Source organism: Pseudomonas sp. PDM10 (genome assembly GCF_014852295.1).
In the GTDB taxonomy this organism is placed as follows: Bacteria; Pseudomonadota; Gammaproteobacteria; order Pseudomonadales; family Pseudomonadaceae; genus Aquipseudomonas.
Window position 1 is genome coordinate 1,175,495 of the sequence record NZ_JACVBJ010000001.1, and the last position, 26,416, is coordinate 1,201,910.

22 protein-coding genes, 5 tRNA genes and 2 pseudogenes are annotated in these 26,416 nt (G+C 59.3%); 19 read left to right on the top strand and 10 right to left on the bottom strand.

Features of this window, described 5'->3' with window-relative positions; translation table 11 throughout:
• Positions 1–46 precede the first annotated feature (46 nt).
• The 3 genes and pseudogenes from IB252_RS05510 to IB252_RS05515 form a co-directional block, all read left to right on the top strand.
• A complete protein-coding gene (locus IB252_RS05510; RefSeq protein ID WP_192407306.1) occupies positions 47–1,618 on the top strand; it encodes a GGDEF domain-containing protein in 1,572 nt (523 codons plus the stop codon).
• A 129-nt stretch (positions 1,619–1,747) separates the two neighbouring features.
• Positions 1,748–1,918 carry a hypothetical protein gene (locus tag IB252_RS30530; RefSeq protein WP_412548158.1) on the top strand — a complete coding sequence of 57 codons (171 nt, stop codon included), beginning with the start codon at positions 1,748–1,750 and terminating at the stop codon, positions 1,916–1,918.
• A gap of 6 nt (positions 1,919–1,924) precedes the next feature.
• Positions 1,925–2,431 (top strand): annotated as a pseudogene (locus IB252_RS05515) (DUF1214 domain-containing protein); the annotation flags it as partial.
• Positions 2,432–2,463: 32 nt separating this feature from the next.
• Here IB252_RS05515 and IB252_RS05520 read toward each other — a convergent pair.
• Together IB252_RS05520 and IB252_RS05525 are read right to left on the bottom strand one after the other, a co-directional pair.
• Positions 2,464–2,802: a hypothetical protein gene (locus IB252_RS05520; RefSeq protein ID WP_192407308.1), complete on the bottom strand. Its 339-nt coding sequence runs from the start codon at positions 2,800–2,802 to the stop codon at positions 2,464–2,466.
• 127 nt (positions 2,803–2,929) lie between these two features.
• Positions 2,930–3,502 (bottom strand): GNAT family N-acetyltransferase, encoded by a 573-nt coding sequence (locus IB252_RS05525; protein WP_192407310.1) that lies wholly within the window; start codon positions 3,500–3,502, stop codon positions 2,930–2,932.
• Positions 3,503–3,665: 163 nt separating this feature from the next.
• On the opposite strand from IB252_RS05525, the pseudogene IB252_RS05530 reads away from it, so the two are divergent.
• From IB252_RS05530 to IB252_RS05540, 3 genes and pseudogenes are all read left to right on the top strand, one after another.
• Positions 3,666–4,154 (top strand): annotated as a pseudogene (locus tag IB252_RS05530) (EAL domain-containing protein); the annotation flags it as partial.
• 99 nt (positions 4,155–4,253) lie between these two features.
• A complete protein-coding gene (locus IB252_RS05535) occupies positions 4,254–5,048 on the top strand; it encodes an exodeoxyribonuclease III (protein ID WP_111450552.1) in 795 nt (264 codons plus the stop codon).
• A 110-nt stretch (positions 5,049–5,158) separates the two neighbouring features.
• Entirely contained in the window at positions 5,159–5,986 is an 828-nt protein-coding gene (locus IB252_RS05540; protein WP_192407312.1) for an arylamine N-acetyltransferase family protein, read from the top strand.
• Positions 5,987–5,989: 3 nt separating this feature from the next.
• On the opposite strand, the gene IB252_RS05545 is transcribed toward IB252_RS05540, so the two are convergent.
• Both IB252_RS05545 and IB252_RS05550 read right to left on the bottom strand, forming a co-directional pair.
• Complete coding sequence (locus tag IB252_RS05545) at positions 5,990–6,475, bottom strand: hypothetical protein (protein WP_192407314.1); 486 nt, start codon at positions 6,473–6,475, stop codon at positions 5,990–5,992.
• A gap of 134 nt (positions 6,476–6,609) precedes the next feature.
• Positions 6,610–7,071 carry a hypothetical protein gene (locus IB252_RS05550; RefSeq protein WP_192407316.1) on the bottom strand — a complete coding sequence of 154 codons (462 nt, stop codon included), beginning with the start codon at positions 7,069–7,071 and terminating at the stop codon, positions 6,610–6,612.
• A gap of 185 nt (positions 7,072–7,256) precedes the next feature.
• Here IB252_RS05550 and IB252_RS05555 point away from each other — a divergent pair, with 185 nt between their 5' ends.
• A complete protein-coding gene (locus tag IB252_RS05555; protein ID WP_192407318.1) occupies positions 7,257–8,774 on the top strand; it encodes a nucleobase:cation symporter-2 family protein in 1,518 nt (505 codons plus the stop codon).
• A gap of 750 nt (positions 8,775–9,524) precedes the next feature.
• Here the strand turns inward: IB252_RS05555 and IB252_RS05560 are convergent.
• A tRNA-Asn gene (locus tag IB252_RS05560) sits at positions 9,525–9,600 on the bottom strand.
• Positions 9,601–9,827: 227 nt separating this feature from the next.
• Between IB252_RS05560 and IB252_RS05565 the strand changes: the two genes are divergently transcribed.
• Positions 9,828–10,058, top strand: coding sequence for a hypothetical protein (locus IB252_RS05565; RefSeq protein WP_008007186.1), 231 nt, complete (start codon positions 9,828–9,830; stop codon positions 10,056–10,058).
• Here the strand turns inward: IB252_RS05565 and IB252_RS05570 are convergent.
• Together IB252_RS05570 and IB252_RS05575 are read right to left on the bottom strand one after the other, a co-directional pair.
• Positions 10,055–10,255, bottom strand: a complete 201-nt coding sequence (locus IB252_RS05570) for a hypothetical protein (RefSeq protein WP_192407320.1) — start codon at positions 10,253–10,255, stop codon at positions 10,055–10,057. The two genes, IB252_RS05565 and IB252_RS05570, sit on opposite strands and share 4 nt — an antisense overlap.
• A 250-nt stretch (positions 10,256–10,505) precedes the next feature.
• Positions 10,506–11,702, bottom strand: coding sequence for an amino acid aminotransferase (locus IB252_RS05575; RefSeq protein ID WP_192407322.1), 1,197 nt, complete (start codon positions 11,700–11,702; stop codon positions 10,506–10,508).
• Between the two features lie 351 nt (positions 11,703–12,053).
• Between IB252_RS05575 and uvrB the strand changes: the two genes are divergently transcribed.
• A complete protein-coding gene (uvrB, locus tag IB252_RS05580) occupies positions 12,054–14,069 on the top strand; it encodes an excinuclease ABC subunit UvrB (RefSeq protein WP_192407324.1) in 2,016 nt (671 codons plus the stop codon).
• Positions 14,070–14,174: 105 nt separating this feature from the next.
• On the opposite strand, the gene IB252_RS05585 is transcribed toward uvrB, so the two are convergent.
• Positions 14,175–15,725, bottom strand: a complete 1,551-nt coding sequence (locus tag IB252_RS05585) for an MDR family MFS transporter (RefSeq protein WP_192407326.1) — start codon at positions 15,723–15,725, stop codon at positions 14,175–14,177.
• Positions 15,715–16,764 carry an HlyD family secretion protein gene (locus IB252_RS05590; protein WP_192407328.1) on the bottom strand — a complete coding sequence of 350 codons (1,050 nt, stop codon included), beginning with the start codon at positions 16,762–16,764 and terminating at the stop codon, positions 15,715–15,717. The genes IB252_RS05585 and IB252_RS05590 overlap by 11 nt, the downstream gene beginning before the upstream one ends.
• 219 nt (positions 16,765–16,983) lie before the next feature.
• On the opposite strand from IB252_RS05590, the gene gltX reads away from it, so the two are divergent.
• The 10 genes from gltX to IB252_RS05640 all read left to right on the top strand — a co-directional run bounded on the left by gltX (position 16,984) and on the right by IB252_RS05640 (position 22,971).
• Positions 16,984–18,465, top strand: coding sequence for a glutamate--tRNA ligase (gltX, locus tag IB252_RS05595; RefSeq protein ID WP_192407330.1), 1,482 nt, complete (start codon positions 16,984–16,986; stop codon positions 18,463–18,465).
• A 204-nt stretch (positions 18,466–18,669) separates the two neighbouring features.
• Positions 18,670–18,745, top strand: a tRNA-Ala gene (locus IB252_RS05600).
• A gap of 79 nt (positions 18,746–18,824) precedes the next feature.
• A tRNA-Glu gene (locus tag IB252_RS05605) sits at positions 18,825–18,900 on the top strand.
• A 53-nt stretch (positions 18,901–18,953) separates the two neighbouring features.
• A tRNA-Ala gene (locus IB252_RS05610) sits at positions 18,954–19,029 on the top strand.
• A gap of 80 nt (positions 19,030–19,109) precedes the next feature.
• Positions 19,110–19,185, top strand: a tRNA-Glu gene (locus tag IB252_RS05615).
• 183 nt (positions 19,186–19,368) lie between these two features.
• Positions 19,369–19,908, top strand: coding sequence for a TetR/AcrR family transcriptional regulator (locus IB252_RS05620; protein ID WP_008028313.1), 540 nt, complete (start codon positions 19,369–19,371; stop codon positions 19,906–19,908).
• A gap of 31 nt (positions 19,909–19,939) precedes the next feature.
• Complete coding sequence (locus tag IB252_RS05625) at positions 19,940–20,773, top strand: alpha/beta fold hydrolase (RefSeq protein ID WP_192407332.1); 834 nt, start codon at positions 19,940–19,942, stop codon at positions 20,771–20,773.
• A gap of 48 nt (positions 20,774–20,821) precedes the next feature.
• Positions 20,822–21,277, top strand: coding sequence for an acyl-CoA thioesterase (locus IB252_RS05630; protein WP_192407334.1), 456 nt, complete (start codon positions 20,822–20,824; stop codon positions 21,275–21,277).
• Positions 21,278–21,443: 166 nt separating this feature from the next.
• On the top strand, positions 21,444–22,403 hold the full coding sequence (locus IB252_RS05635) for a tRNA dihydrouridine synthase (protein ID WP_008151277.1): 960 nt from the start codon (positions 21,444–21,446) through the stop codon (positions 22,401–22,403).
• Between the two features lie 121 nt (positions 22,404–22,524).
• Positions 22,525–22,971, top strand: coding sequence for an Hsp20 family protein (locus tag IB252_RS05640; protein ID WP_008151276.1), 447 nt, complete (start codon positions 22,525–22,527; stop codon positions 22,969–22,971).
• Between the two features lie 104 nt (positions 22,972–23,075).
• Here IB252_RS05640 and IB252_RS05645 read toward each other — a convergent pair whose 3' ends face one another.
• On the bottom strand, positions 23,076–26,354 hold the full coding sequence (locus IB252_RS05645; protein ID WP_192407336.1) for an EAL domain-containing protein: 3,279 nt from the start codon (positions 26,352–26,354) through the stop codon (positions 23,076–23,078).
• Positions 26,355–26,416: the final 62 nt, after the last annotated feature.

Here is a 26,416-nt window from a genome sequence, read left to right on the forward strand (position 1 = left end):
AGGGTTTTGGGGTGCTACCCATGCCTTACCCTTACAGGACGAGCTTTTGCCTATCCCTGCGCACAATCCGCACAACGCCACCGGCGTCACGTTGAAACGGTTACCTCTGCGCAAAGCAGCGGTACTGTTTATTGCGGTCGTGTGCCTGAGCCTGTGCGGTTTGCTGTACCTGCAACTGGAGCAGTCGCGCCGGCATGACCTGGCCTTGGCACAAGTGGCGTCATCAAACCTGACGCGGGCCATGGCGCAGCAGGCCGAAGACACCTTCATGCAAGCCGATCTGGTGCTGACCAGTCTGGCCGACTGGATTCAGGCTGACGGTTTCGGCGCGCCCCAAAAGGCACGCTTGCAGAAAACATTCGCCCGGCGGGTGCAGGCGCTGAATCAATTGCACGGGATATTTCTGTTCGACCAAAAGGGGCAGTGGGTCGTTACCTCTTTCGACGAACTGCCACGCGGACCGGGTGTAGGGGATCGCGATTATTTCAAGTTCCACCAGCAGAACGTCTCCTCCCTGGCGCACATCGGGCCGGCGATTCGCAGTCGGGAAAATGGCGAATGGATTATCCCGATATCCAAGCGTGTGAACGACAAGAATGGCAATTTCCAGGGCGTCTTGTTGGCCGGTATCAAGATGGCGTACTTCGATCAGTTCTTCAAAAGCTTCAGCATTGATGACAACGGTTCGATGTTTTTGGGATTGATCGACGGAACGCTGCTGGCGCGACGGCCGTTCGTGGAGTCGCAGATTGGCACATCACTGGCCAAGAGCGAGATCTTCGAGAAATTGCTGCCCGACGCGCCTTCCGGTAACGCGATGTTCAGCTCGCTGGTCGATGGTGTTGTGCGGTTGTATGGCTACCGTCAGCTCGACGCTTATCCGTTGGTCGTGTCTGCCGCCTCGTCCAGGGACGCGATTCTCAAGGATTGGTACGACACGGCATTTCGCTCCTCAGTCATCGTTGCCCTGGTGGTGTTGGGCGTGGGGCTGTTCGGTTGGATGTTCCTTTGTCAGGTGCGTGTCGGCGAACAGGTCGAGGCGGATTTGCGCAAGGCAAAGGAAGCGTTGAAGCTGATCGCGACCCACGACAGCCTGACCGGCCTGGGCAATCGCCGGCTGTTCGAGGGCGCGCTGGACATCGAGTTCAGCCGAGGCGCCCGGCAGTCAAGTTCACTGAGCCTGATCATGCTCGATATCGATTACTTCAAGCGCTACAACGACGCTTACGGCCACGTGGCAGGGGACCATTGCCTGGCTGAAGTGGCGCGGGCGGTGAAGGGGTGCTGCCATCGAAAAGCCGATCTGGCCGTGCGCTACGGCGGAGAGGAGTTTGCGGTGTTGCTGCCCGACACCGACATTCACGGCGCGCTGGTGATTGCCGAGCAGATCCGTCGCAGCGTCATGGACAAGAACATCATCCACAGCGGTTCACCCACGGGCTTCGTGACAGTCAGTCTGGGTTGTTATTCGTTTGTACCGACGGGGCGGGACAGCATGGAAGTATTCATCGAACGTGCGGATGCGGCGCTGTATCAAGCCAAGCATTCGGGGCGAAACCGCTCGGCGGTGCTGTCGATGGAGGGTGGTGTCGATGCGCTGCTGCGTTCGGATCGTTGAGGTGTCTATCGACGCAACACCCCGGCCAGCCGGCTGTCTGCCTGTCAGATCCCCTTAAATTGATCGTCTAGAGTTGCGGTAACGCGGCCAATCCCGGCAGGTCTCCCCACCGCACGGATGATCGTCAAAATGTTGATTACTCAAGCATTGACAGCCGTTGCTCTAACCGGTGCAGCCTGCGCCATCTTTCCGCTCGCGAGCCATGCCCAATCGAAAGTCACAACCGAAGAAGCATACGTCTTCGGCGTGGATGCCTACGTTTATTTGTACCCGCTGACCATGGACATTACCCGCAAGTAATTCCGTATCGAATCCGGAAAATCCTTCAACATGGATGCGCTGGCCCCTGAAACCAAAGCAGCGCTTCAGACCGTACCCTAGGACGCGCAGGCGCTGATGACGTGGAAGGTTCCCACCCTCGCTCGCGTGGTCAATGGCTGGTCGATGAACACCGACACCATGGGCGTCGTCGAAGGCAAGTCACTCGATGGCGCGAACAAGTACGTGCTGCATTTCGACAAGGGTGAAACGCCGCCGGTAAACGCTTTCTGGTCGATCACCTTGTACGACCCCGAGGGTTTCCAGGTCGGCAATGCGCTCAACCGCTTTGCACTCAGTAGCTGGATGCCGTTCAAGACCAATGCTGACGGTTCGCTGGATATCTACTTCCAGCACGAAAACCCTGGCAAGGACCTTGAAGCCAATTGGCTGCCGGCACCGAAGGGCGGGTTCAACCTGACCATGCGTTTGTATGGGCCCAAGCCCGAGGTGTTGAACGGCAAATGGAATCCCCCACCGGTCAAGCCAACCTAGTTCCGCGTTTCAGGCCCAAAAGCAGCCGGCGATCATCGGCTGCTTTTACGCGTCCAGCTGCCCGTCCCGCCGCCGGCACCACCCGTTCCACCGCCCGCCGCGCCCGTGCCACCCCCCGCGCCAGAGCCACTGTTCCCGGGATTGCCACCATTTCCGCCACCCGACGAGTCCGATCCGCTATTGCTGCCGTTAGCGCTATGGTCGCTCGAGGGTTGGTCAGGGTTATTGTTGGGCGCCATGGTCGAGCCGCCGATTGAACCCGATCGGGTGCCGGTCGCATCAGCGCCATCGCCTGAGGCTGCAAAAATACCGACGGACAGGGCGCACAGCACTCCAGCCAGTAACAGCGAAGTCATTTTGATGCTCATCATGGTGCGTCTCCAAAGATGAGTCGTTACCTGATGTGGGTGTGATGGACAGAGCGCGTGGTGCCGGTTGGTTGACACGTGGCCGGTGTGCGTTTCAGGCGAAAGCCTCGCACAGGTGTCAGCGAAGGTTCTATTCTGCCATCTTCTGTTCGAGGTTCTGCCGCACCTGCGGCCATTCCTCATCAATGATGCTGAACCGCACCGAATTGCGCTTGCGGCCGTCCGGCATGATCCGCTCGTGGCGCATGATGCCCTCCTGCTGTGCGCCTAGCCTGAGGATCGCATTGCGCGACTTCTGGTTGTTTTCGTCGGTAGTGAATTGCACCCGCACGCAGTCCAGCGTCTCGAAAGCGTATTGCAGCATCAGGTATTTGGCTTCGGTGTTGACGAAGGTTTTCTGCCAGCGGGCGCAGATCCAGCTGCTGCCGATTTCGAGCTTGCGGTTGAGTCGGTCGATTTTCCAGAAACGCGTCGAACCGATGACCTCGCCCGTGTCCTTGAGCACGATGACGAAGGGCAGCACAGTGCCAGCGTCGCGGCCGTCGAGGGCTTTCTTGAGGTAGCTGTCGACGGTGGTCGGGGAGGGCACAACGGTGACGGTCAGGTTCCACAGTTCACCGTCTTGCGCGGCATTGACCAGCGCATCAGCATCACTCAATTGCAGGGGGCGCAGGCAGATTCGTTGACCTTCCAGTGTGTCCATGAGCAGGCATTCTCGGCATTAAAAGGTACGCGGGTGTTGCGTGCAATTACAGGGCAGCGGCCGTCGATTGGCAATGGTTATGTCAACTGCCGTTACCACCGTCACCGCTCCCCGGTACGCCGATAACCCGTAATCTCAACGAGTTCGTGATGCATACCAGTCTGTTCAATTTGCCCGCAGCGATGTCGTGGAGGACGTCCGGGAGGCCTTGATCCAGAGCCGTTTGCCGGCCAGTCGCCTGGAGCTGGAAATCACCGAAAACGTGATGCTCATTGATGTGGAGGGCGCGTTGGCGACCATGAATGCACTCAAGGAACTGGGCGTGCGGTTGAACATGGACGACTTCGGTACCGGCTATTCGTCCCTGGGTTACTTGCGCACGTACCCGTTCGACGGGATCAAGATCGACAAGCGTTTCATCTCGTCCATGAGCGGCGGCGGCAATGACCGCGCCGTGGTGCAGGCGATCATCAACCTGGGCAAAGCCATGGGCCTGACCGTGACCGCAGAAGGCGTCGAGCCCCTGGAGCAACTGGACTTCCTGGTCTCGGACAAGTGCCATGAGGTGCAGGGTTTCTACTTGAGTCGGACGATGGAAAAACTGGCGTTGCTGTCTTTGCTGAAGGCATCGCATGACGAGTTTCCCGTGTAGGGGGCGCGCCTTTAGTCGCCTGACTCGCTCGGAGAGGCAACTGCCAGCACGCACCCTGGTCACAACTGGACATCGACCCTGCGTTGCGAGCGTTGGCCCATGAAGAACCTGAAAATCGCGACATTCAACGTCAACGGCATGCGCGCCCGACTGCCGAACTTGCTCGCCTGGCTTGAGCGCGAGCAGCCGGACATTGCGTGTTTGCAGGAACTCAAGTCAGTCGACAGTGCATTCCCCGCCGCCGAGCTTGAGGCTGCAGGATACGGCGCGCTCTGGCAAGGTCAGTCTTCGTGGAACGGCGTGGCGATTCTGGCGCGGGATGCGCAGCCGCTGGAGAGTCGTCGAGGTCTGCCGGGCGATGACAGCGACACCCATAGCCGGTATCTGGAGGCCGCCGTGCACGGGATTCTGGTGGGCTGCCTGTACCTGCCCAACGGCAACCCGCAGCCGGGGCCGAAGTTCGATTACAAGCTGGCGTGGTTCGAACGACTGATCCGCTACGCGCAGACGCTTCAGGCCAGTGATCATCCGGTGGTCCTGGCCGGTGACTACAACGTGGTGCCCACCGACCTCGACATCTACAACCCGCGATCCTGGCTGAAGGATGCGTTGCTGCAACCTGAAAGCCGCGAGTGTTATCAGCGCCTGCTGGCCCAGGGCTGGACCGACTCCTTACGCCATCTGTATCCGGAGGATCGGCTCTATACCTTCTGGGATTATTTTCGCCAGCACTGGCAAAAAAACTCCGGGTTGCGCATCGATCATCTGTTGCTTAACCCGGCACTGAGTCCTTATTTGCAGGAGGCCGGAGTCGATGCCTGGGTTCGCAATGAGCCCCACGCGAGTGATCATGCGCCGGCATGGATTCGATTGAGTTCGCGCAAGCGGCGTTGAGATTGAAGTGGGTGGCGATTGGCTAAATCAATTGTCGGTCGAACCGCTTTTTCCCTTATACATGGCGCCCATCGGCGGAGAAATCCGGCCCCCTGCATAAGGACTGAGCAATGAGCGAGCCACAGCTGACGAATCTTGCGTTGTACCTACAGCGACTGGGCTTCGATGCGCCTCCGGCGCCGACCCTGGACACCCTGCGCCAACTTCAACTGCGCCACACCGGCGTCTTCCCGTTCGAAAACCTCAGCACGTTGTCGGGCCAGCCGGTGCTCATCGACCTGCCGTCCATCGAGCAAAAGGTCCTGCACGATGGTCGCGGCGGTTACTGCTACGAACTCAACAACCTGTTCCTGGCCTTGCTCCAGGCGCTGGGCTTCGACGCTCGCGGCCTCTCCGGCCGAGTGGTCATGGGCCAGCCCGAAGGCGCGTGGACCGCCCGTACGCACCGCTTGAGCCTGGTGACCCTGGACGGCGTGCGCTACATCACCGACGTCGGCTTCGGCGGCATGGTGCCCACCGCACCGCTGATGCTCGATACCCCGGCTGAACAGCTCACGCCCCACGAACCCTATCGCATCGAGCCGCACGAGGATGGCTACACCCTGCGGGCCAACGTCGGCGGCGAATGGCGGGCGATGTACATTTTCGATTTGCAGCGCCAGGAAGACATCGATTACGCCGTTGGCAACTGGTACGTCTCAACTCACCCCGAATCGTCGTTCGCCAGGCAGCTGATGGTGGCGCGCACCGGGGAAGGGTGGCGCCGCACGCTGAACAACGGCAGTTTTGCGATTCATCGGATCGGCCGTGAGACTGAACGGCGGCAGGTGGCGGATGTGGATGAATTGATGGGTTTGTTGCGCAGCGAATTCGACATTCGGGTGCCGCGGGAGGCGGCGTTGCGCCGAGTTATTGAAGGGCTGATTCAACGGCCCTGAACCTCACAGCTCCAGCCCCTCCTGCACCACCGAAAGCAGGGTGTCTTCGGTCATGGCGATCGCATCCGGTTGTTGCCCGGATTGATCGATCGCCTGCAGCCACCACTGTGTCTCGCCGTGTTCGCTCACGGTTCGCAGCATCGAGAGTGCCTTTCCTTGGGTGCGGATCTCGACCCGCCCGGCACCATCCTCGGTGAAACGAGCGACGGGGTCGAAGGTGATGCTGTGGTGGTTGCCTTCAATCAGTAACTGATCGATGGCGTAGTCGTAGGTCACCCCGTCAGGATGACGCTCGAAGACGTGCGTCGGTACTCGCCGAATGTTCAGCCCGGCTTCGCTGAGCGGCGCCAGCCAGGCTTCGATGAGGTGGTACAGCTCGTAAACCTGTGCAGGCCAGCTGTCGATCTGCTGATCGGCACAGTGTGTCGTGTCGGCACTGGACTGTTGGGTTTGCTTCAGTTTCGCGACGAGTTGGTCAGCCTTGCTCATGTCGATTTCCTATCGTGGTCTCAGTGAGAGCGTACCTCTATCAAGGTAGTGCACGTCTTGCCTTGCGTCATGTTGCCGGGAGGTTTTGGTTTCAAGGGGCTTGCCCCGCCAATGGGCGAATCGCACCAGGGTCTTCATGGTCGTGAGAACGCCCGGGATTTTGCGTTACGTTGGATTTTCTGGACTCGGCGCCACGCCCAGTGGGTGATCAGTCCTACTGCCGCGCCATCGATCAGCCAGAACGGCCACAGCAACCGCCATTTAGGGTGAAGACAGACCAGCCCGGCGATCGCCACTCCAGCTAACACGCCAGTCACCCAGTTGGCGTAACCCTTGGCGCTAAGCCAGGCGTACAGCGGTGTGAAGCCCACGAGCAGCGGCACCATGCCGAAGATCACGCCACCGACCAAAAAAGCCACAAATACGCCGACACCAACCCAGAGGCCAACCTCCAGGTCGGCGGAATCCATGGCATAGGGCAGGGCAATGACCAGGGCTTGCACGGCGACCACGGTGCAAAACGCGCCAAAGGTCAGGGGCAGGATCTGGGCAAGGTGTTCGAGTGCTGAGCGGTCTATCAAGATGGCGGCTTCCATGTCCGTAATCGTCCGCAAGGGCTGCGGAACGAGAGAGTTTATCAGGGAAGGTGCGGCGCAAGTCTCAGGTGTGAAATGGCCATGTGTCCATAATCTGACTGATTAGTTGTATACAACTCTATAGACATTTGTCCTGAGTCTTGCATACAGTGTGCGCATAACAAAAACCAGGGAACCCCCCAACCATGAAAACGCCCCATGTTTCACACCAACGGCCTGAGGACGAGAATCTCGGGATCGGCGCGAATATGGCTTACGGCCTGCAACACGTTCTGACCATGTATGGCGGCATCGTCGCGGTGCCTTTGATCATCGGCCAGGCGGCCGGGCTCTCGCCAGCGGACATCGGTTTGTTGATTGCTGCTTCATTGTTTGCAGGGGGGCTGGCGACATTGCTGCAAACCCTGGGCTTACCGTTTTTCGGCTGCCAATTGCCGCTGGTACAGGGTGTGTCGTTCTCTGGCGTCGCGACAATGGTGGCGATTGTCAGCAGTGGCGGGGAGGGCGGGTTTCAATCGATTCTCGGGGCGGTGATTGCCGCGTCGTTGATCGGCCTGCTGATCACGCCGGTGTTCTCGCGAATCACCAGGTTTTTCCCGCCGCTGGTCACGGGCATTGTGATCACCACCATCGGCCTGACGCTGATGCCAGTGGCCGCACGCTGGGCCATGGGCGGTAACAGCCATGCTCCGGACTTCGGCAGCATGTCGAACATCGGTCTGGCGGCGGTGACGCTGGTGCTGGTGCTGCTGTTGAGCAAGATCGGCAGCGCGACCATCTCCCGCTTGTCGATCCTGCTGGCGATGGTCATCGGTACGGTGATTGCGGTGTTCCTTGGCATGGCGGACTTCTCGTCCGTCACTCAAGGTCCGATGTTTGGCTTCCCGACGCCGTTCCACTTTGGCATGCCGACCTTCCACTTCGCCGCGATCCTGTCGATGTGCATCGTGGTGATGGTGACCCTGGTGGAAACCTCGGCTGACATTCTGGCGGTGGGTGAAATCATCGGCACCAAGGTCGACTCCAAACGCCTGGGCAACGGCCTGCGCGCCGACATGCTGTCGAGCATGATCGCGCCGATCTTCGGTTCCTTCACCCAAAGCGCGTTCGCCCAGAACGTCGGGCTGGTGGCGGTGACCGGGATCAAGAGTCGCTTCGTGGTGGCGACCGGCGGTTTGTTTCTGGTGATCCTCGGTTTGCTGCCGTTTATGGGCCGGGTCATCGCCGCTGTACCGACTTCAGTCCTCGGCGGCGCCGGTATCGTGCTGTTCGGCACCGTGGCCGCCAGCGGTATTCGTACGCTGTCCAAGGTCGACTACCGCAACAACGTCAACCTGATCATCGTCGCTACCTCCATCGGCTTCGGCATGATCCCCATCGCTGCGCCGAACTTCTACGACCACTTCCCAAGCTGGTTCGCCACGATCTTCCACTCGGGTATCAGCTCGTCGGCGATCATGGCGATCGTGCTGAACCTGACCTTCAACCACCTCACTGCCGGTAACTCCGATCAGCAGTCGGTGTTCGCGGCCGGTACTGAACGCGTCCTGCGTTATCAGGATCTGGCAGCGTTGCGCGAAGGGGATTATTTCAGCGAAGGTAAACTGCGTGACTGCGACGGGAATGAGATTCCGGTGGTGGAGGCGGACCATGAGCATGCAGAGCCGCGGACGGTGCATGCGAAAAGTAGTGAGCACGTTTGACTGCACTCAAGGGCGGATCGAGAGTCAGGTTGACACTCACTCCAGTCATGATTGAACATCGGACTTGAGGTCTGCAATTGCGCATCCTTGGGCTTGGCCTCCAGTATTGGCCCCCATCTTGTTGGCAGCAGAGAAGCTGGCTCCCTCTGAAGTAGTGACGACTGGCATGCCGGTCGGATTCTGAACCCAAGGTCATTCGTGATCTGGAGCTAAAGAATCGCTGCGACTACTCCTCGAAATATTCAAAAGGCGTCCTTTGGGGCGCCTTTTTTATTGCCTGGAATCTGGTTTGGCAATGGTGCCGACCAAGGTGCCTTCAGCACGTCTCCTGGGATACCAGGTCACGACGTAGTAACCCGACGCCGAACCCTTTGTTGATTCCTTTGTGTATCCCGACCCTCAGGAAAATCTCACAAGCTCAACGAGCCTGAAGGGTGAGGGACAAGGACGTTCTCCTTGAGCTTGAGTAACTTTGACACGCGAACAATCCAAGGCTACCGCTAGGCGAAAGGCGCTATTCATAACGTACAAAGAGGCTGGTTTACAGGCCGCATCTGGCCATCACCAAAGTCGTTGCTGGTGCTCTGGGCCAAGGTTTACAGGGGTAAAAGGACAGTAGAAATCTCGGCTACAGAAAGTCAGGAGATTTCCTACTTTCAAAGGAGGGATGATTTGAAGGATTGCGTGTTTATGACGACCACAAAAAAGCCCCTGAATCTTTCGATACAGGGGCTTTTCTATATTGCTGTCTGGCTCCACGACCTGGACTCGAACCAGGGACCCAGTGATTAACAGTCACTTGCTCTACCAACTGAGCTATCGCGGAATGGCGTGTATGTTACTGATTCAAAAAGAGAAGTCAAGCACCTGTTAGCAATTTGACGGGTTCATGGGGACGGGTGGTGGTTTATCGACCGTGGGCGGTTACCAGAATCGCCTCAGAGGTCTACCATGGCCGCCCGGAAGTGGTTACACGCGCTGCCGGCCATTCGCCGAAAAGGTACGCGCCATGAATCACCCAATCACCACACCTCGCCATAACGGGGTGTTCGCATGAGCATCGCTCAAATCAGTCTGCCCAAAGGCGTCGGCCCTCACGCCGAAAAACTGTTCGACGCAATCACTCAGGCCAGTACCGCTGATGAATTGAACCGTGCCGGTGGCAAGGCCGAAGGGTTTGTCCTGGGCCTGGAAAGCACCAAGGCCATCAAAAGCCAGGTCGCCGAATCGCTCTACGTCGCCTATGACGACGCTGCCAGCCAGCGCGCGACCGAATTGGCTTAACCGCCGAAGGTCACTGTAGCGAGCGCCAGTTTGGCGTACAGCATGGTTGCGGCCAGTTGCACCAGCCACAAGGCCAGGCCGCCGAGAAACACGCCGGCAGCGACTTGCATCACCAGATTGTTACTGCGTTTGGCTGGGGTACGAGGCACGAAGTGGTCCAGCTCATCGCGGTCGGCGCGTAGGTCATCGTTTTTCATGTGGGTTCTCGTAAGAATTCGGGGTGTACTCAAAACCTGTGGGAGCGACGGTGCGGCGATCCGACCTGCTCGCGATGGCGGCGGCACATCTTGTATCTATATGACAGAAAGACCGCTATCGCGAGCAGGCTCACTCCCACATTTAATTTGTGTGGAGTTTAAAGGGCGCAGCTGCTGCTTTGAGATTTATCTGTAGCCAATAAAAACGGGAAGCCATTTTGACTTCCCGTTTTTCGTATCACCGGACGATTCAGATCACCGCAACGATGGCCTTGGTCACGACGTCGATGTTGCTCTGGTTCAACGCGGCCACGCAGATACGGCCGGTGTCCAGGGCGTAGATACCGAACTCGCTACGCAGGCGGGTCACTTGCTCAACCGTCAGGCCGGAGTAAGAGAACATGCCGCGTTGACGACCGACGAAGCTGAAGTCACATTGTGGCGCGTTTTTCGCCAGCAAGTCGACCATCTGGATGCGCATGCCGCGAATCCGCAGACGCATTTCAGCCAGTTCTTCTTCCCACTGGGCACGCAGTTCCGGGCTGTTCAGTACAGCGGCGACGATGCTTGCACCGTGGGTCGGCGGGTTGGAGTAGTTGGTGCGGATCACGCGCTTGACTTGCGACAGCACGCGCGCGCTTTCTTCTTTCGATTCGCTGACGATCGACAGGGCGCCCACGCGCTCGCCGTACAGCGAGAACGATTTGGAGAACGAGCTGGAGACGAAGAAGGTCAGGCCCGATTCAGCGAACAGACGCACGGCAGCGGCGTCTTCGTCGATGCCATCGCCAAAGCCCTGGTAGGCCATGTCGAGGAACGGTACGTGACCTTTGGCTTTCACGACTTCCAGCACGTTGTTCCAGTCCGCCGGGCTCAGGTCCACACCGGTCGGGTTATGGCAGCACGCGTGCAGGACAACGATGGAGCCGGACGGCAGGGCGTTCAAGTCTTCCAGCAAGCCAGCACGGTTCACGTCGTGGGTCGCGGCGTCGTAATAGCGATAGTTCTGCACCGGGAACCCGGCCGTTTCGAACAGCGCGCGGTGGTTTTCCCAGCTCGGGTCGCTGATCGCCACGACGGCATTCGGCAGCAGTTGCTTGAGGAAGTCGGCACCGATTTTCAGCGCGCCAGTACCGCCAACGGCCTGGGTGGTGATGACGTGGCCAGCGGCGATCAGTGGCGAGTCATTGCCGAACAGCAGTTTTTGCACGGCCTGGTCGTAGGCGGCAATACCGTCGATTGGCAAGTAGCCACGGGAAGCGTGTTGAGCGACGCGAATCGTCTCGGCTTCGACAACGGCGCGCAGGAGTGGAATTCGCCCCTCCTCGTTGCAGTAAACACCGACCCCCAGGTTGACTTTGTTGGTACGGGTGTCGGCGTTGAATGCTTCGTTGAGGCCCAGGATTGGATCACGTGGTGCCATTTCGACAGCGGAGAACAGGCTCATTTTGCGGCGGCTCTGAATGGAAAATGGAGGGACGTGTCGCGCTCCAGCCGAATGCACTAGAGCGGTGCACAAACGGGGAGCTAGTATAGAGGCCATCTGCGATTGATGGCGACAGACGATTCGGCTTTTGCGGTAAGTTTTTCCGATTATTTCTCGACCGTTAGTCGATTGGCATCGTCAAAGGTTTTACCCGATGTAGGACGTTTGCCTTGAAAGCGATGGCAATCGGCTCCACATTGAGCACAATCCAGTTTTTTCCTCGGGCGACATCGGTCGTTTGCGGTCTTTCCCGTTGCTGCCCGGTTCACCCGGACAGGCGCGACTCCTGCTTCGAAAACCGAGAGGTATTTCATGTCTGAATTCCAGCTAGTCACCCGCTTCGAGCCCGCCGGCGATCAGCCGGAAGCCATCCGCCTGATGGTCGAGGGCATCGAAGCCGGGCTGGCGCACCAGACGTTGCTCGGTGTGACCGGCTCGGGGAAGACCTTCAGCATCGCCAATGTGATCGCCCAGATTCAGCGTCCGACCCTGGTGCTGGCGCCGAACAAAACCCTGGCCGCGCAGTTGTACGGTGAGTTCAAGGCGTTCTTCCCGAACAACGCCGTCGAATACTTCGTTTCGTACTACGACTACTACCAGCCCGAAGCCTACGTGCCGTCATCGGATACGTTCATCGAGAAAGACGCCTCGATCAACGATCACATCGAGCAGATGCGATTGTCCGCGACCAAGGCGCTGCTGGAGCGCAAAGACGCGATCATCGTCACCACGGTGTCGTGCATCTACGGTCTGGGCAGTCCGGAAACCTATTTGAAGATGGTGCTGCACGTGGATCGCGGTGACAAACTCGATCAGCGTGCGTTGCTGCGTCGCCTGGCAGACTTGCAATACACGCGCAACGACATGGAGTTTGCCCGTGCGACCTTCCGGGTCCGTGGCGATGTGATCGATATCCATCCGGCGGAATCCGATTTCGAAGCGATCCGCATCGAGCTGTTCGATGACGAAGTGGAGAGCCTGTCGGCCTTCGATCCGCTGACTGGCGAAGTGATCCGTAAGCTTCCGCGTTTCACGTTCTATCCGAAAAGCCACTACGTGACCCCGCGAGAAACCCTGCTGGATGCCGTCGAAGGGATCAAGGTCGAGTTGCAGGAACGCCTGGAATACTTGCGCTCCAACAATAAACTGGTGGAAGCCCAGCGCCTGGAGCAACGCACCCGTTTCGACCTGGAGATGATCCTCGAACTGGGTTATTGCAACGGTATCGAAAACTACTCGCGCTACCTGTCCGGTCGCGAATCCGGGCAGGCGCCACCGACTCTGTTTGACTACCTGCCGGCCGACGCCTTGCTGGTGATCGACGAATCCCACGTCAGCGTGCCGCAGGTCGGCGCCATGTATAAGGGCGACCGTTCGCGTAAAGAGACGCTGGTGGAATACGGTTTCCGTCTGCCGTCCGCGTTGGATAACCGACCGATGCGTTTCGACGAATTCGAAAGTATCAGCCCGCAGACAATCTTTGTCTCGGCAACCCCGGGTAATTACGAGGCAGAACACGCCGGTCGCGTGGTCGAGCAGCTGGTGCGTCCAACTGGTCTGGTGGACCCGCAAATCGAAATCCGTCCGGCGTTGACCCAGGTCGACGATCTGCTCTCGGAGATCGGCAAGCGCGTGGCGCTGGAAGAGCGGGTGCTGGTCACCACGCTGACTAAACGCATGTCTGAAGACTTGACCGATTACCTGGCCGACCACGGCGTGCGGGTGCGTTACCTGCACTCGGACATCGACACCGTGGAGCGGGTAGAAATCATCCGCGATCTGCGTCTGGGCACTTTCGATGTGCTGGTGGGGATCAACCTGCTGCGTGAAGGCCTGGACATGCCGGAAGTCTCGCTGGTGGCGATCCTCGATGCGGACAAGGAAGGCTTCCTGCGTTCCGAGCGCTCGCTGATCCAGACCATCGGCCGGGCGGCGCGCAACCTCAATGGTCGGGCGATTCTCTATGCGGATCGCATCACCGGTTCCATGGAGCGGGCGATCGGCGAAACCGAGCGTCGTCGCGACAAGCAGATTGCCTTCAACCTGGCCAATGGCATCACGCCCAAGGGCGTGTTCAAGGACGTCGCCGACATCATGGAAGGCGCCACCGTGCCGGGTTCGCGCAGCAAGAAGCGCAAAGGCATGGCCAAGGCCGCCGAGGAAAGCGCCAAGTACGAAGCAGAATTGCGTTCGCCGGGCGAGATCGCCAAGCGTATCAAGGCGCTGGAAGAGAAAATGTACCAGCTCGCCCGCGACCTGGAGTTCGAAGCAGCGGCGCAGATGCGCGACGAGATTGGCAAGTTGCGGGATCGGTTGATCACCGTCTGAGAGTTGTGGTGCCTGTCAGGCTGCCATCGCGAGCAAGCTCGGCTCCTACGGGTGATCATCTATCCTGTAGGAGCCGAGCTTGCTCGCGATGGCCGCGCCTCGGTCTCAATGTGCCTCGCCAGCCTTAAGCCCCGCCGGCAACGCCTTGGTCAGCAACACCGCCAGCATGCTGATCCCCAGCGCGATCCCGACAAAGTGAAACGCATCGTTGTAAGCCATGATCGACGCCTGCTGATGTGCAATTTCGCTGAGCTTGCCCAGCGCGGCCGTCTCACTGCCAAACCGATCCGTCAGCGACGCCATGCGCTCGGCCACCTGCGGGTTGGTCGGCACAATCGCTTCCCGTAAATAATCAAAGTAAGTCTTGGTTCGCGCATCCAGCAACGTGGCGAGGAGGGCGATGCCAATCGCGCCGCCGAGGTTGCGCAGGATGTTGAACAGGCTCGACGCCGAACCCGCGTCCTGCGGCAGGATGTACGCCGTGGCGATCAACGAGATGGTCACCATGATCAGCGGCTGGCCCAGCGCGCGGATGATCTGGATTTGATTGAACTGCGGCCCCGCGAAGTCCGGGTTCAACACGCCCGATGAAAAACTCGCCAATCCGAATAGCCCAAAACCCAGCGTGCACAGCCATTTCGGCGAGACGTACTTCATCAGCTTCGGCACCAGCGGTATCAAAAACAGCTGCGGCACGCCCATCCACATGATCACTTCGCCGATCTGCAGGGCGTTGTAGTTCTGGACCTGCGCCAGGTACAGCGGCAACAGGTAGATCGAGCCGTACAATCCGACACCCATCCCGACACTGGAAATACTCGATAAACCAAAGTTGCGATTGCGCAGGATGCCGAGGTTGATCAGCGGATTGGGCTTGGACGTCTGCACGATCACAAAGGTGATCAGGCTGACCAGCGCGATGCTGCCCAGGGCCACGATCAGGCTCGATTCCAGCCAGTCCTTGCGATGGCCTTCCTCTAGAAACACCTGCAAACAACCGAGGCCGACGCCCAGCGTGAGAATGCCGAGGTAGTCGGTGCTTTTCAGCAGTTCCCAATGGGCTTCTTTCTTCTCCAGGCCGTACATCAGACCGGCGATCATGATCAGGCCCGGCGGAATGTTGATGTAGAAGATGTATTCCCAGCCCCAATTCTCGGTCAACCAACCACCGAGGGTCGGGCCGATGGAAGGCGCGAACGTTGCGGTCATGGCGAACATCGCCATGCCTTTGGCTCGGTGGTGTTCGGGGAGTTTGATCAGCGTGAGGGTAAACGCCAGCGGGATCAGCGCACCGCCGGTGAAGCCCTGCAAGGCGCGGAAGACGATCATGCTTTCCAGGCTCCAGGCCATGGAGCAGAGCAGGGAAGCAGCGAGAAATCCGAGGGACACCCACACCGCCAGTCGCCGCGCCGAGAGCAACTGCACCAGCCACGCCGTCAGCGGGATCATGATGATTTCCGCGACCAAGTACGAGGTGGAAATCCACGAGCCTTCTTCCAGAGTCGCCGACAGCGCGCCCTGAATATCCTTGAGCGACGAGTTGGTGATCTGGATGTCGAGCACTGCCATGAAGGCACCGAGCATCACGCTCATGACCGCGATCCAGTCCCGCCGGGTCGGTTCGCCGACCGGGCGGATCAGTTGATCACCGGCCATCGTCAGGGGCGTCTTTAATATTCACTTTGGCGGTGACTGACATGCCCGGACGAATCTTGCCTTGCAGCGGATTGTCCGCGGCGAAGGTCAGTTTTACCGGAATCCGTTGTACGACTTTGGTGAAGTTGCCGGTGGCATTGTCCGGCGGCAGCAGGCTGAACTGCGCGCCTGAAGCGGCGAACAGGCTATCGACTCGTGCTTCGATGGGCGTGTCGCTGTAGGCATCGAACGTCAGTTCGGCTTTTTGGCCGGGCTGCATATGGCCGATTTGGGTTTCCTTGAAGTTGGCCTGAATCCAGATGTCCTGATCCGGCACGATCGACATCAAGTAAGCACCCGCCTGCACATACTGGCCTTCGCGGGCGGCGCGCTGGCCGATCAGGCCGCTGATGGGGGCGTGGATTTCGCTGCGGGTCAGGTTCAGTTCGGCCTGGGCCAGATCGGTTTTGGCATTGGCGATCATGGCGTCGAGGCGTTTGATCTCGGCACTCAGTGAGTTGATTTGTTGGCGCTGACTTTGTGCGTCCGCCTGGGCCTTGGTCACTTGCGAGCGGGCGATGTGGTTGTCGGCGGAGAGGGTGGTCACCCGTTCTTCCGAGACATAGCCGGGTTTGCGCAGGGTTTGCGCGCGAGACAGATCAATTTGCGAACGACCGAGGCTGGCCTGGCTGGAGGCGACTTGCGCCTCGCTGGCGGCGATCAGGCTGGCTTGCTGAGTCAGTTTGCTTCGGGCTTGCAGGCGTTCGGCTTCACGGGTGGCGAGGGTGGCGTTGGCGCGGTCGACGGCGAGGTGGAAATCATCGCCTTCGAGCTTGATCAGTAATTGACCTTTCTCGACGTGCTGGTTGTCCTGCACCAGCACCTGATCGATGCGCGCGCCCAATTGACTCGACACACGGGTGATCTCGCCCTGGACATAAGCGTTGTCGGTGCTTTCGTAGAATCGCCCCTTGAAGAACCACTGGGCGAAAAAGCCCCCGGCAACCAGCAGGACGAGCAGCAGGAAAATAAACAGGCGACGCTTGAGTTGGGCAGGCATGGGCAGACTGTAGTCGAGAATTTGTAAGGAAAGTTATCAGTGGTCAAATCTGGCATACAGCGAATGATGGGTAAATGCCATCGGCCGATAATCGGCCATTCACCAAGGCTAGAGCGCGTTGTAGACGCAACCTTGGCTTAAATGCCCTGCTCACTGGAGCCGGGCGGCCAACGCCTGTTACCATTCGCCCTTTGTTTTATCTTCATTTCGAGACTTGCCATGACCACCGTCCGCACTCGCATCGCGCCATCGCCTACCGGGGATCCCCACGTAGGTACCGCTTACATCGCTTTGTTCAACTACTGCTTTGCCAAGCAGCACGGCGGTGAGTTCATCCTGCGGATCGAAGACACCGACCAATTGCGTTCGACCCGCGAGTCCGAACAACAGATTTTCGACGCCCTGCGCTGGTTGGGTATCGACTGGAGCGAAGGCCCGGATGTTGGCGGCCCGCACGGTCCTTACCGTCAGAGCGAGCGTGGCGATATCTATCAGAAGTACTGCCAGCAGTTGGTCGAGATGGGCCACGCCTTCCCGTGCTTCTGCACCGCTGAAGAGCTGGACCAGATGCGCGCCGAGCAAATGGCCCGCGGCGAAACCCCGCGTTACGACGGCCGTGCGCTGTTGCTGTCCAAGGAAGAAGTCGCGCGTCGCCTGGCCGCTGGCGAGCCGCATGTGATCCGCATGAAAGTGCCGAGCGAAGGCGTTTGCGTGGTGCCGGACATGCTGCGTGGCGACGTCGAGATCCCGTGGGATCGTATGGACATGCAAGTGCTGATGAAGACCGACGGCCTGCCGACGTACTTCCTGGCCAACGTGGTCGATGACCACCTGATGGGCATCACCCACGTTCTGCGCGGCGAAGAGTGGCTGCCTTCGGCACCGAAACTGATCCTGCTTTATGAGTACTTCGGCTGGGAACAACCCGAGCTGTGCTACATGCCACTGCTGCGTAACCCGGACAAGAGCAAGCTGTCCAAGCGCAAGAACCCGACCTCGGTGACGTTCTACGAGCGCATGGGTTTCATGCCGGAAGCGATGCTCAACTACCTCGGTCGCATGGGCTGGTCGATGCCGGACGAGCGCGAGAAGTTCTCGCTGCAGGAAATGGTCGACAACTTCGACCTGAGCCGCGTCTCCCTCGGCGGGCCGATTTTCGACATCGAGAAACTGTCGTGGCTCAACGGCCAGTGGTTGCGTGACCTGCCGGTGGAAGAGTTCGCTTCGCGCCTGCAAACATGGGCGCTGAACCCGGAATACATGATGAAGATCGCGCCGCACGTACAGGGCCGCGTCGAAACCTTCAGCCAGGTTGCACCGCTGGCCGGTTTCTTCTTCGCCGGTGGTGTGAACCCGGACGTCAAGCTGTTTGAATCCAAAAAACTGTCGGGCGATCAGGTGCGTCAGTTGATGCAGTTGATTTTGTGGAAGCTGGAAAGCCTGCGTCAGTGGGAAAAGGACAGCATCACCGCAACGATCCAGGCGGTGGTCGAATCCCTGGAGCTGAAGCTGCGTGACGCCATGCCGCTGATGTTCGCCTCGATCACTGGCCAGGCCAGTTCGGTGTCGGTGCTCGATGCGATGGAAATCCTGGGTCCGGACCTGACCCGTTTCCGTCTGCGCCAGGCGATCGACTTGCTGGGCGGCGTGTCGAAGAAGGAAAACAAGGAGTGGGAAAAACTCTTGGGCAGCATCGCCTAAAATTGTTTGATCCTGCGTAGGAGCTGCCGAAGGTTCGGGCCGCGTTCGGACGATCTTTTGATCCAGCTCTTCGGCGCTACCCCGGTTTTGCAGGGGGAGGGCGGTAAGTGATTGTTATGTCGGCAAAAAACTTTGAAATTTTTTAAAAATAAGTTTGACAGCTTTCCGATGCGCCATTAAGATTCGCCCCGTCCTCAGCGATGAGGGGCTATAGCTCAGCTGGGAGAGCGCTTGCATGGCATGCAAGAGGTCGACGGTTCGATCCCGTCTAGCTCCACCAATTTACACTTCAAGGTCTGGCCACACCGGCCTTGAAGCGATCACCACTCAGCGGTGATCTGTTGTATAGAAGGGTTTGCGTCCCCTTCGTCTAGTGGCCTAGGACACCGCCCTTTCACGGCGGTAACAGGGGTTCGAGTCCCCTAGGGGACGCCAGTTTTACAGAAGCGATGTTGCAAGATGTCGCTCCGCCGCGAGGCGAAAAATCCGGGGCTATAGCTCAGCTGGGAGAGCGCCTGCATGGCATGCAGGAGGTCAGCGGTTCGATCCCGCTTAGCTCCACCAATTTTACAGTTCAAGGTCTGGCCACACCGGCCTTGAATCGATCAGCTCTCAGCACTGATCAGTTGTATAGAAGGTTTTGCGTCCCCTTCGTCTAGTGGCCTAGGACACCGCCCTTTCACGGCGGTAACAGGGGTTCGAGTCCCCTAGGGGACGCCACGATTACCCGCTCTGCGGGATTTTATAAGGGTCATTCAATTATTGAATGGCCCTTTTGTTTGTCTGGCGTTTGGCCAAATCCCCTATTTCTTTCAAACTGTTCTTCAGACCAGCGGTCACATCCACGACTTGCGTAAAATTATTATGAGAATAATATTCTAGTCGTAATATTCGGAGGCAACGATGAACGATAAAAAAGCTCAAACCCGCGAACGCATCCTCAAGGCTGCCAGCGCAGCGCTGATTCAGCGCGGCCCGGCCGAACCGAGCGTGGGCGAAGTGATGGGTGCGGCCGGCCTGACCGTCGGCGGTTTCTACGCGCACTTCGAAAGCAAGGACGCGATGATGCTGGAAGCGTTCAAGCAACTGCTCGGTCATCGCCGTGGCTTGATCGCCGATATGGACGCCGAATTGACCGGCGAAGAACGTCGCGCGTTGGTTGCTGCGTTTTATCTGTCGCGCAAACACCGTGATTCCTCTGAGTCAGCCTGCCCGATTCCGGCTTCTGTCGGCGAGCTGGGGCGTCTGCCGGACGCGTTTCGCGTGGCGTTGAATGAGCATGTGGAAATGATGGTCGCGCAGTTGGCGGCCAGCCCGGAAGACACCGACAAAGCCTTGGCCGACATGGCTTTGATGGTCGGTGGTTTGGCTTTGGCTCGCGCGTTGGGGCCAGGAGAATTGTCCGATCGATTGCTGCGCGCCGCCAAGTCTGCGGTGCTGTGACCTAAAGGCATTGGCCTGAGGAGTGAGAGCGATGAGCACGTTGAAGTGGGTTCGTGGCGTTAATGGCACCTTGGGCTGGTTCGCACCGAAACTGGTCGCGAGCAAAATGCGACTGGCATTCATGACACCGCGGGAACTGCCGCCGCGTGATTGGGAATTGCCGCTGCTGGCGAAGTCCGAGCGAATCACCTTGCGCTTCGGTCTCTCGGCGCTGCGTTGGGGGCAAGGCCCTGCCGTGTTGCTGATGCACGGTTGGGAAGGCCGGCCGACGCAGTTCGCCAGTCTGATCACCGCGCTGGTCGATGCCGGTTACACCGTGGTTGCGCTGGACGGTCCGGCCCACGGTCGTTCGCCGGGTCGCGAGGCCAATGTGGTGCTGTTCGCCCGGGCCATGCTTGAGGCTGCTGCCGAGTTGCCACCGCTGCAAGCCGTCATCGGCCACTCGATGGGCGGCGCCAGTGCCATGCTCGCCGTTCAGTTGGGCCTGCGTACCGAAACCCTGGTCACTATCGCAGCCCCTGCGCGGATTCTCGGCGTATTGCGCGGTTTCGCCCGCTATGTACGGCTGCCACCGAAAGCCCGCTCGGCGTTCATACGTCAGGTCGAAAGAGACGTCGGCATGCGCGCTGCGGCCCTGGATGTCGCGCACTATCAGCTCGATATGCCCGGCCTGATCGTTCACGCCGAAGACGACTGCTACGTTCCGGTCAAGGAATCGCAGCTGATCAACGAGGCCTGGTTTGATAGCCGTCTGTTGCGCCTGGAGGAGGGTGGTCATCAACGGGTGCTGGCTGACCCTCGGGTGACCGAAGGCGTTCTCTCGTTGCTCGCCGGTCGCAGTCTGCAATCGCGCCAATCGGCCTGAGCATCCGTTACACTGCCCCGGTGAAAATTTTCTGACCGGGAGTGGGGCATGGGCTGGGATCGGGCAACGCCATTTATCATTGATCTGGAAGTCGGCGCAGAGGACATCGATGGGTTGGGGCACGCGAATAACGCGGTGTACGTGACCTGGCTCGAACGCTGTGCCTGGCGCCATTCCCAGCGGCTTGGGCTGGATCTGGTCGAGTATCGTAGGCTGGATCGGGCAATGGCGGTGGTGCGGCACGAGATCGATTACCTGGCGGCCGCCTATGAAGGCGATGAGTTGCAATTGGCGACCTGGATCGTCGATTGGGACCAGCGCCTGAAAATGACCCGGCACTTCCAGTTGAAGCGCCCCAGTGATAACACCACGTTGCTGCGGGCGCAGACCACCTTCGTCTGCATCGAATTGTCGACCGGCAAGCCCAAGCGCATGCCGGCGGAGTTCATCGAGGGCTACGGCCCCGCGTTGTTGTCGCAAAATCTCGAAGCATCCAAAATCTAATGTGGGAGTGAGCCTGCTCGCGATAGCGGCGCATCGGCAGCATCACTGTTGGCTGACACAACGCTATCGCGAGCAGACTCACTCCCACAGGGGAATCTGCGATGTTCTGCAGATTTTCCGCGCAATCCAGTAAACTGCCGCACGTTTTTCGTTGAGTGTGTTTTTCATGCAAATTGCTTTGGCGCCCATGGAGGGGTTGGTCGACAACATCCTGCGGGACGTGCTGACCCGTGTGGGCGGTATCGATTGGTGCGTGACCGAGTTCATTCGGATCAACGATCAACTGCTCACGCCTGCCTATTACCACAAATTCGGCCCGGAACTGCTGACCGGCGCCCGCACCGCCTCCGGCGTGCCGCTGCGGGTGCAGCTGCTCGGTTCCGATCCGGTATGCCTGGCGGAAAACGCTGCGCTGGCGTGTGAGCTGGGATCCGAGGTCATCGACCTGAACTTCGGCTGCCCGGCCAAGACCGTGAACAAGTCCCGTGGCGGCGCGGTGCTGCTCAAAGAGCCTGAGCTGCTGAACCAGATCGTCGAACACGTGCGTCGTGCCGTTCCGGCGCACATTCCGGTGACTGCCAAGATGCGCCTCGGTTTTGACAGCCCGGACGGTGCGCTGGTGTGTGCCACGGCCCTGGCCGAAGGTGGCGCGGCGCACATCGTGGTCCACGCGCGGACCAAAACTGACGGCTACAAGCCGCCGGCCCATTGGGAATGGATCCCCCGAGTGCAGGATGTGGTCAAGGTTCCGGTATTCGCCAATGGCGACATCTGGAGCGTCGAAGACTGGCGTCGTTGCCGTGAAATCAGCGGCGTCGAGGACATCATGCTCGGTCGCGGCCTGGTTTCGCGTCCGGACCTGGCACGGCAAATCGCAATGGCGCGGGCGGGTGAGGACGTCGTCGAGATGACCTGGGCCGAGTTGCTGCCATTGATTCAGGACTTTTGGTTGCAAGCCAAGGCGCAGATGACGGCACGCCAATCGCCGGGTCGCTTGAAGCAGTGGCTGGCGATGCTGACCCGCAATTATCCCGAAGCGGTCGAGCTGTTCACCGTGCTGCGTCGTGAGACCGAACTGGATCATGTCTCGCGTTTACTGGGTCTTCAGGTGTCCGAAGCCGCCTGAAAAAAATCTGTAGATAATCTCTTGAAAAGCAATCAGCGGTCCTTATTTAAGGATTACGCGATGCCGAATTCGGGTCGCGGAGACAAAAAAACTTGCTGATATGTTTCAGGAGATTTGAATCATGAGTACTGCATTTTCCATGGCACCCCTGTTCCGTTCCTCGGTAGGTTTCGACCGTTTCAATGACCTGTTCGAAACCGCTCTGCGCAACGAGCCAGGCAGCACCTACCCACCCTACAACGTGGAAAAACACGGCGACGACCAATACCGCATCGTCGTAGCGGCCGCCGGCTTCCAGGAAGAAGACCTGGAGCTGCAAGTGGAAAAAGGTGTGCTGACCATCAGTGGCGGCAAGCGTGACGCGACCGAAGACGTCACCTATCTGTACCAAGGCATCGCACAGCGTGCCTTCAAACTGTCCTTCCGTCTGGCGGACCATATCGAAATCAAGGCCGCCGGTCTGAGCAACGGTTTGTTGAGCATCGACCTGTTGCGGGTAATTCCGGAAGAGGCGAAAGCCAAACGCATCCCGATCAACGGGACGCAAAAGCCAGCGCTGCAGCACTAAGGCAGCGCAATGAAAAGGGCGCCGCCGGCGCCCTTTTTTGTGCCCATTTGTAGCAGCTGCCGAGCCTGCGAGGCTGCTGCTACAAAATTGCAGGTGTGCAGCTCTCACTTGAGCAACTTCTGGAAGTCCTCCGCCGGCAGCGGCGGGCTGTGCAAATACCCCTGATAGAAATGGCAGCCCAGCCCCTGCAAGAATTCCAGCTGCTCCGGCGTCTCTACCCCTTCGGCAATCACTTTCAATTCCAGGCTGCGGGCCATGGCAACGATGGCGCGGATGATCTCGGCGTCGTTGGGGTCGGTGGTGGCGTCGCGGATGAACGATTGGTCGATTTTCAGGGTGTCGACCGGCAGACGTTTAAGGTAGGTCAGCGAGGAATAACCGGTGCCGAAATCGTCCATCGCGAAACTCACGCCGAGTTTTTTCAGGCTACGCATTTTTTTGATGGTGTCTTCCAGGTTCTGGATCACGATGCCTTCGGTGATTTCCAGTTTCAGCAGCGAGAAGGGCAGGCCGTGGCTTTCGAGGCTGTGTTCGATGCGTTCGACAAAGTCATTCTGACGAAATTGCCGTGGGCTGATGTTGACGCACAGGCTGAAGTCCAGCGGATTGACCAGGCCTTTGGCGATTAGTTGTTTGAAGGCGCTGCAGGCTTCGTCGAGGATCCAGGTACCCACTTCCAGAATCAGCCCGCTGTCCTCCAGCACCTTGATGAACTCGGTGGGGGATTGCGCGCCGAGTTCCGGATGGTTCCAGCGCACCAGCGCCTCGGCGCCGACGATGCGGTCGTTCCGGGCGTCGACCTGAGGCTGGTAATGCACGCGGAACTCACCCCGGGAAAGGGCCTGGCGCAGGTCGGTTTCCATGCGCAAGCGTTCGCTCGCCGCCTTCTGCATGGTGTTGTGGTACATCTGCGCGGTGTTGCGGCCCGAATCCTTGGCCCGGTAGAGGGCGATGTCGGCGCGCTTGAGCAGGTCGGTCGGGGTCGAACCGTGATCGGGAATCAGCGCGATGCCAATGCTCGGGGTGACTTGCAGGCGTTGTCCGTCGAGGAACATCGGTTCCGACAGCAATTCACGCAAGGTGTCCGCCAGTTGCAGGACTTGCTCGCTGACCTCATTGCGCGAGCCTTCGAGTCCGCTGAGCAGCACCACGAATTCGTCGCCGCCCAGACGCGCGACGGTGTCTTCCATGCGCACGCTGGCTTCGAGGCGCGCGGTGATGATTTTCAGCACGGTATCGCCCACCGGATGACCGAGCGAATCATTGATGTGCTTGAAGTGATCAAGGTCGAGAAACATCAGGGCGCCGCGCAGGTTGTGGCGCTTGAGCAGGGCAATCTGCTGACTCAGGCGATCCATCAGCAGGGCGCGGTTGGGCAGGTTGGTCAGCGGGTCGTGGTAGGCCAGGTGGCGGATCTGCGCTTCGGCGTTTTTCAACAGGCTGACGTCCCGCGCGGTCAGCAGCAGGCAGGCGGTTTCGTTGAGGGTGATCGGTTCTACCGAGACTTCGACGGTCAGCAACTCGCCGCGTTTATTGCGCCCGAGCATTTCCTGGTGATGCACCCGGCCCTTGATCTGCAGTTCGGCGAGCAGCGCCGAACGTTGTTTTTCCTCGGCCCAGATGCCGACCTGATACACCGTGCGCCCAACCACTTCATCGGCGCGGTAGCCGGTCAGGCGGCAGAAACCGTCGTTAACCTCCAGATAACGCCCGGTGTCGCGCTCGGTGATGGTGATTGCGTCGGGGCTGGAGTGGAAAGCCTTGGCGAACTTCTCTTCACTGGCCTTGAGCGCGGCTTCCGAGCGTTGCTGCTGAGTGATATCGCGCAGGGTGGTGACGATGCACGGCTGATCGCCGACGCTGATCTGGCGGCTGGAAATCACGCAGGTCAGGGCTTGCCCGTCTTTGTGCTGAACGAGGATCGCCACATTGTTCAGACCCTGTTCGCGGATGACCTGCTCGATCCGTCGCAGGCTTTGCGCCGAAGCGTCCCATAGTCCGATTTCGTCGGCGACGCGGCCAATCACATCGGCGGCGCTCCAGCCGAAGGTCTGGGTGAAGCTGGAGTTGATCTCGATAAATTGGCCGGTGTCCTGACGGGTCACGCAAATCGGGTCCGGGCTGACCTGGAACAGGGTGGCGAACTTCTCTTCGGACGCCACCAGCAGCTGTTCGCGCTCCACCTGATCGGTGATGTCGAGCAGGGTGCCGGCCATGCGCAGCGGAGCACCGTTTTCATCGCGATAGAGTCGGGCGCGGCTTTCCAGGTAGCGCGAGCTGCCATCCGGCAATTGCACGCGGTAGGTCAGTTGATAATTGCCGGCCGGGCCTTCTCGCAGGCTGCGATAGGCATCACGCATGGAGCCACGTTCTTCGTCGGGCACACCTTCAAAAAACTCGTCGAAGGATTCATGGAAGGGTATGGCTTCCAGCCCATGTAGCTGGGCGGCGCGTGCCGAGCCGTACAGCATGCCGCTGGGGATGTGCCAGTCCCAGGTACCCAGTTGCGCCGAATCCAGAGCAAGGTCGAGCCGCTCCTGGCTGTCTTTCAGGGCAAGCTCGGCGGCTTTGCGTTCGGTGGTGTCCAGAAATGTGCTCAGCAGATACGGCTGGCCTTCGAGCTCAACTTTTTGTGCGCTGAGGATGCCGTCGTGGATCTGGCCGTTGCTGGCACGAAATTGCACCTCCATGTTGATCAGTTCGCCCTTGGCCTTGGTGGCTTTGACCAGTTGCGCCCGTTGCTCTGGATGCACCCAGAGGCCCAGTTCCAGGGTGGTGCGACCAATAGCATTCTGTACTGGCCAGCCAAACAGGCTTTCGAAATACTGGTTGGCTTCGCTGATCAGGCCGTCTTCCTGGCGAGTCAGCAGGACCATGTTCGGACACAGGTGAAACAGGGTGGCGAAGCGTTTTTCCGAGCTGCTCAACGCCTGTTCGCGCTGGCGCTGGTGGGTGATTTCGCGGATGACGCCGATCATCCGTGGCCGGCCGTGTTTGTCCGGCAGCAGGCTGCCGTTGATTTCCAGCCAGTGCAGGCTGCCGTCGGGCCAGCGGATGCGGTGATGCATCGCCTGTTCCAGCGGGGCGCCGGCGATCACCGCGTCGAAGGCGCGAATGGTTTTCGCCCGATCCTCTGGCGGCAGCAAGTCGAGGTATTCCAGATCCGCCGGCAGCGGTTGCCGGGGATCAAAGCCGAACAGCGCCTGGGTACCCCGCGACCAACTGATCTGCCCGCGCTCGATGTCCCAATACCAGGCGCCCAGATGTGCACCGTTGAGGGCGGCCAGCAATTGTGGGGCGCTTTCCCAGCTCTGCTCGGACCGTTTTGGGTCAAGCGCCTGTATACGCGGCATCGGCGGAATACGGTCAACAGATTTCGGCATTGGCAAGCCTTGGCTGAGTGAGGTGTCAGGTCAGTGACTCGAGGCCCTATAGACGTAGCACA

Coding starts and splice junctions, on each gene's coding strand:
- IB252_RS30530 (WP_412548158.1), top strand. CDS start 1,748: ATGTTGATTACTCAAGCATTGACAGCCGTTGCTCTAACCGGTGCAGCC.
- IB252_RS05520 (WP_192407308.1), bottom strand. CDS start 2,802: ATGATGAGCATCAAAATGACTTCGCTGTTACTGGCTGGAGTGCTGTGC.
- IB252_RS05525 (WP_192407310.1), bottom strand. CDS start 3,502: ATGGACACACTGGAAGGTCAACGAATCTGCCTGCGCCCCCTGCAATTG.
- IB252_RS05535 (WP_111450552.1), top strand. CDS start 4,254: ATGAAGAACCTGAAAATCGCGACATTCAACGTCAACGGCATGCGCGCC.
- IB252_RS05540 (WP_192407312.1), top strand. CDS start 5,159: ATGAGCGAGCCACAGCTGACGAATCTTGCGTTGTACCTACAGCGACTG.
- IB252_RS05545 (WP_192407314.1), bottom strand. CDS start 6,475: ATGAGCAAGGCTGACCAACTCGTCGCGAAACTGAAGCAAACCCAACAG.
- IB252_RS05550 (WP_192407316.1), bottom strand. CDS start 7,071: ATGGAAGCCGCCATCTTGATAGACCGCTCAGCACTCGAACACCTTGCC.
- IB252_RS05555 (WP_192407318.1), top strand. CDS start 7,257: ATGAAAACGCCCCATGTTTCACACCAACGGCCTGAGGACGAGAATCTC.
- IB252_RS05565 (WP_008007186.1), top strand. CDS start 9,828: ATGAGCATCGCTCAAATCAGTCTGCCCAAAGGCGTCGGCCCTCACGCC.
- IB252_RS05570 (WP_192407320.1), bottom strand. CDS start 10,255: ATGAAAAACGATGACCTACGCGCCGACCGCGATGAGCTGGACCACTTC.
- IB252_RS05575 (WP_192407322.1), bottom strand. CDS start 11,702: ATGAGCCTGTTCTCCGCTGTCGAAATGGCACCACGTGATCCAATCCTG.
- uvrB (WP_192407324.1), top strand. CDS start 12,054: ATGTCTGAATTCCAGCTAGTCACCCGCTTCGAGCCCGCCGGCGATCAG.
- IB252_RS05585 (WP_192407326.1), bottom strand. CDS start 15,725: ATGGCCGGTGATCAACTGATCCGCCCGGTCGGCGAACCGACCCGGCGG.
- IB252_RS05590 (WP_192407328.1), bottom strand. CDS start 16,764: ATGCCTGCCCAACTCAAGCGTCGCCTGTTTATTTTCCTGCTGCTCGTC.
- gltX (WP_192407330.1), top strand. CDS start 16,984: ATGACCACCGTCCGCACTCGCATCGCGCCATCGCCTACCGGGGATCCC.
- IB252_RS05620 (WP_008028313.1), top strand. CDS start 19,369: ATGAACGATAAAAAAGCTCAAACCCGCGAACGCATCCTCAAGGCTGCC.
- IB252_RS05625 (WP_192407332.1), top strand. CDS start 19,940: ATGAGCACGTTGAAGTGGGTTCGTGGCGTTAATGGCACCTTGGGCTGG.
- IB252_RS05630 (WP_192407334.1), top strand. CDS start 20,822: ATGGGCTGGGATCGGGCAACGCCATTTATCATTGATCTGGAAGTCGGC.
- IB252_RS05635 (WP_008151277.1), top strand. CDS start 21,444: ATGCAAATTGCTTTGGCGCCCATGGAGGGGTTGGTCGACAACATCCTG.
- IB252_RS05640 (WP_008151276.1), top strand. CDS start 22,525: ATGAGTACTGCATTTTCCATGGCACCCCTGTTCCGTTCCTCGGTAGGT.
- IB252_RS05645 (WP_192407336.1), bottom strand. CDS start 26,354: ATGCCGAAATCTGTTGACCGTATTCCGCCGATGCCGCGTATACAGGCG.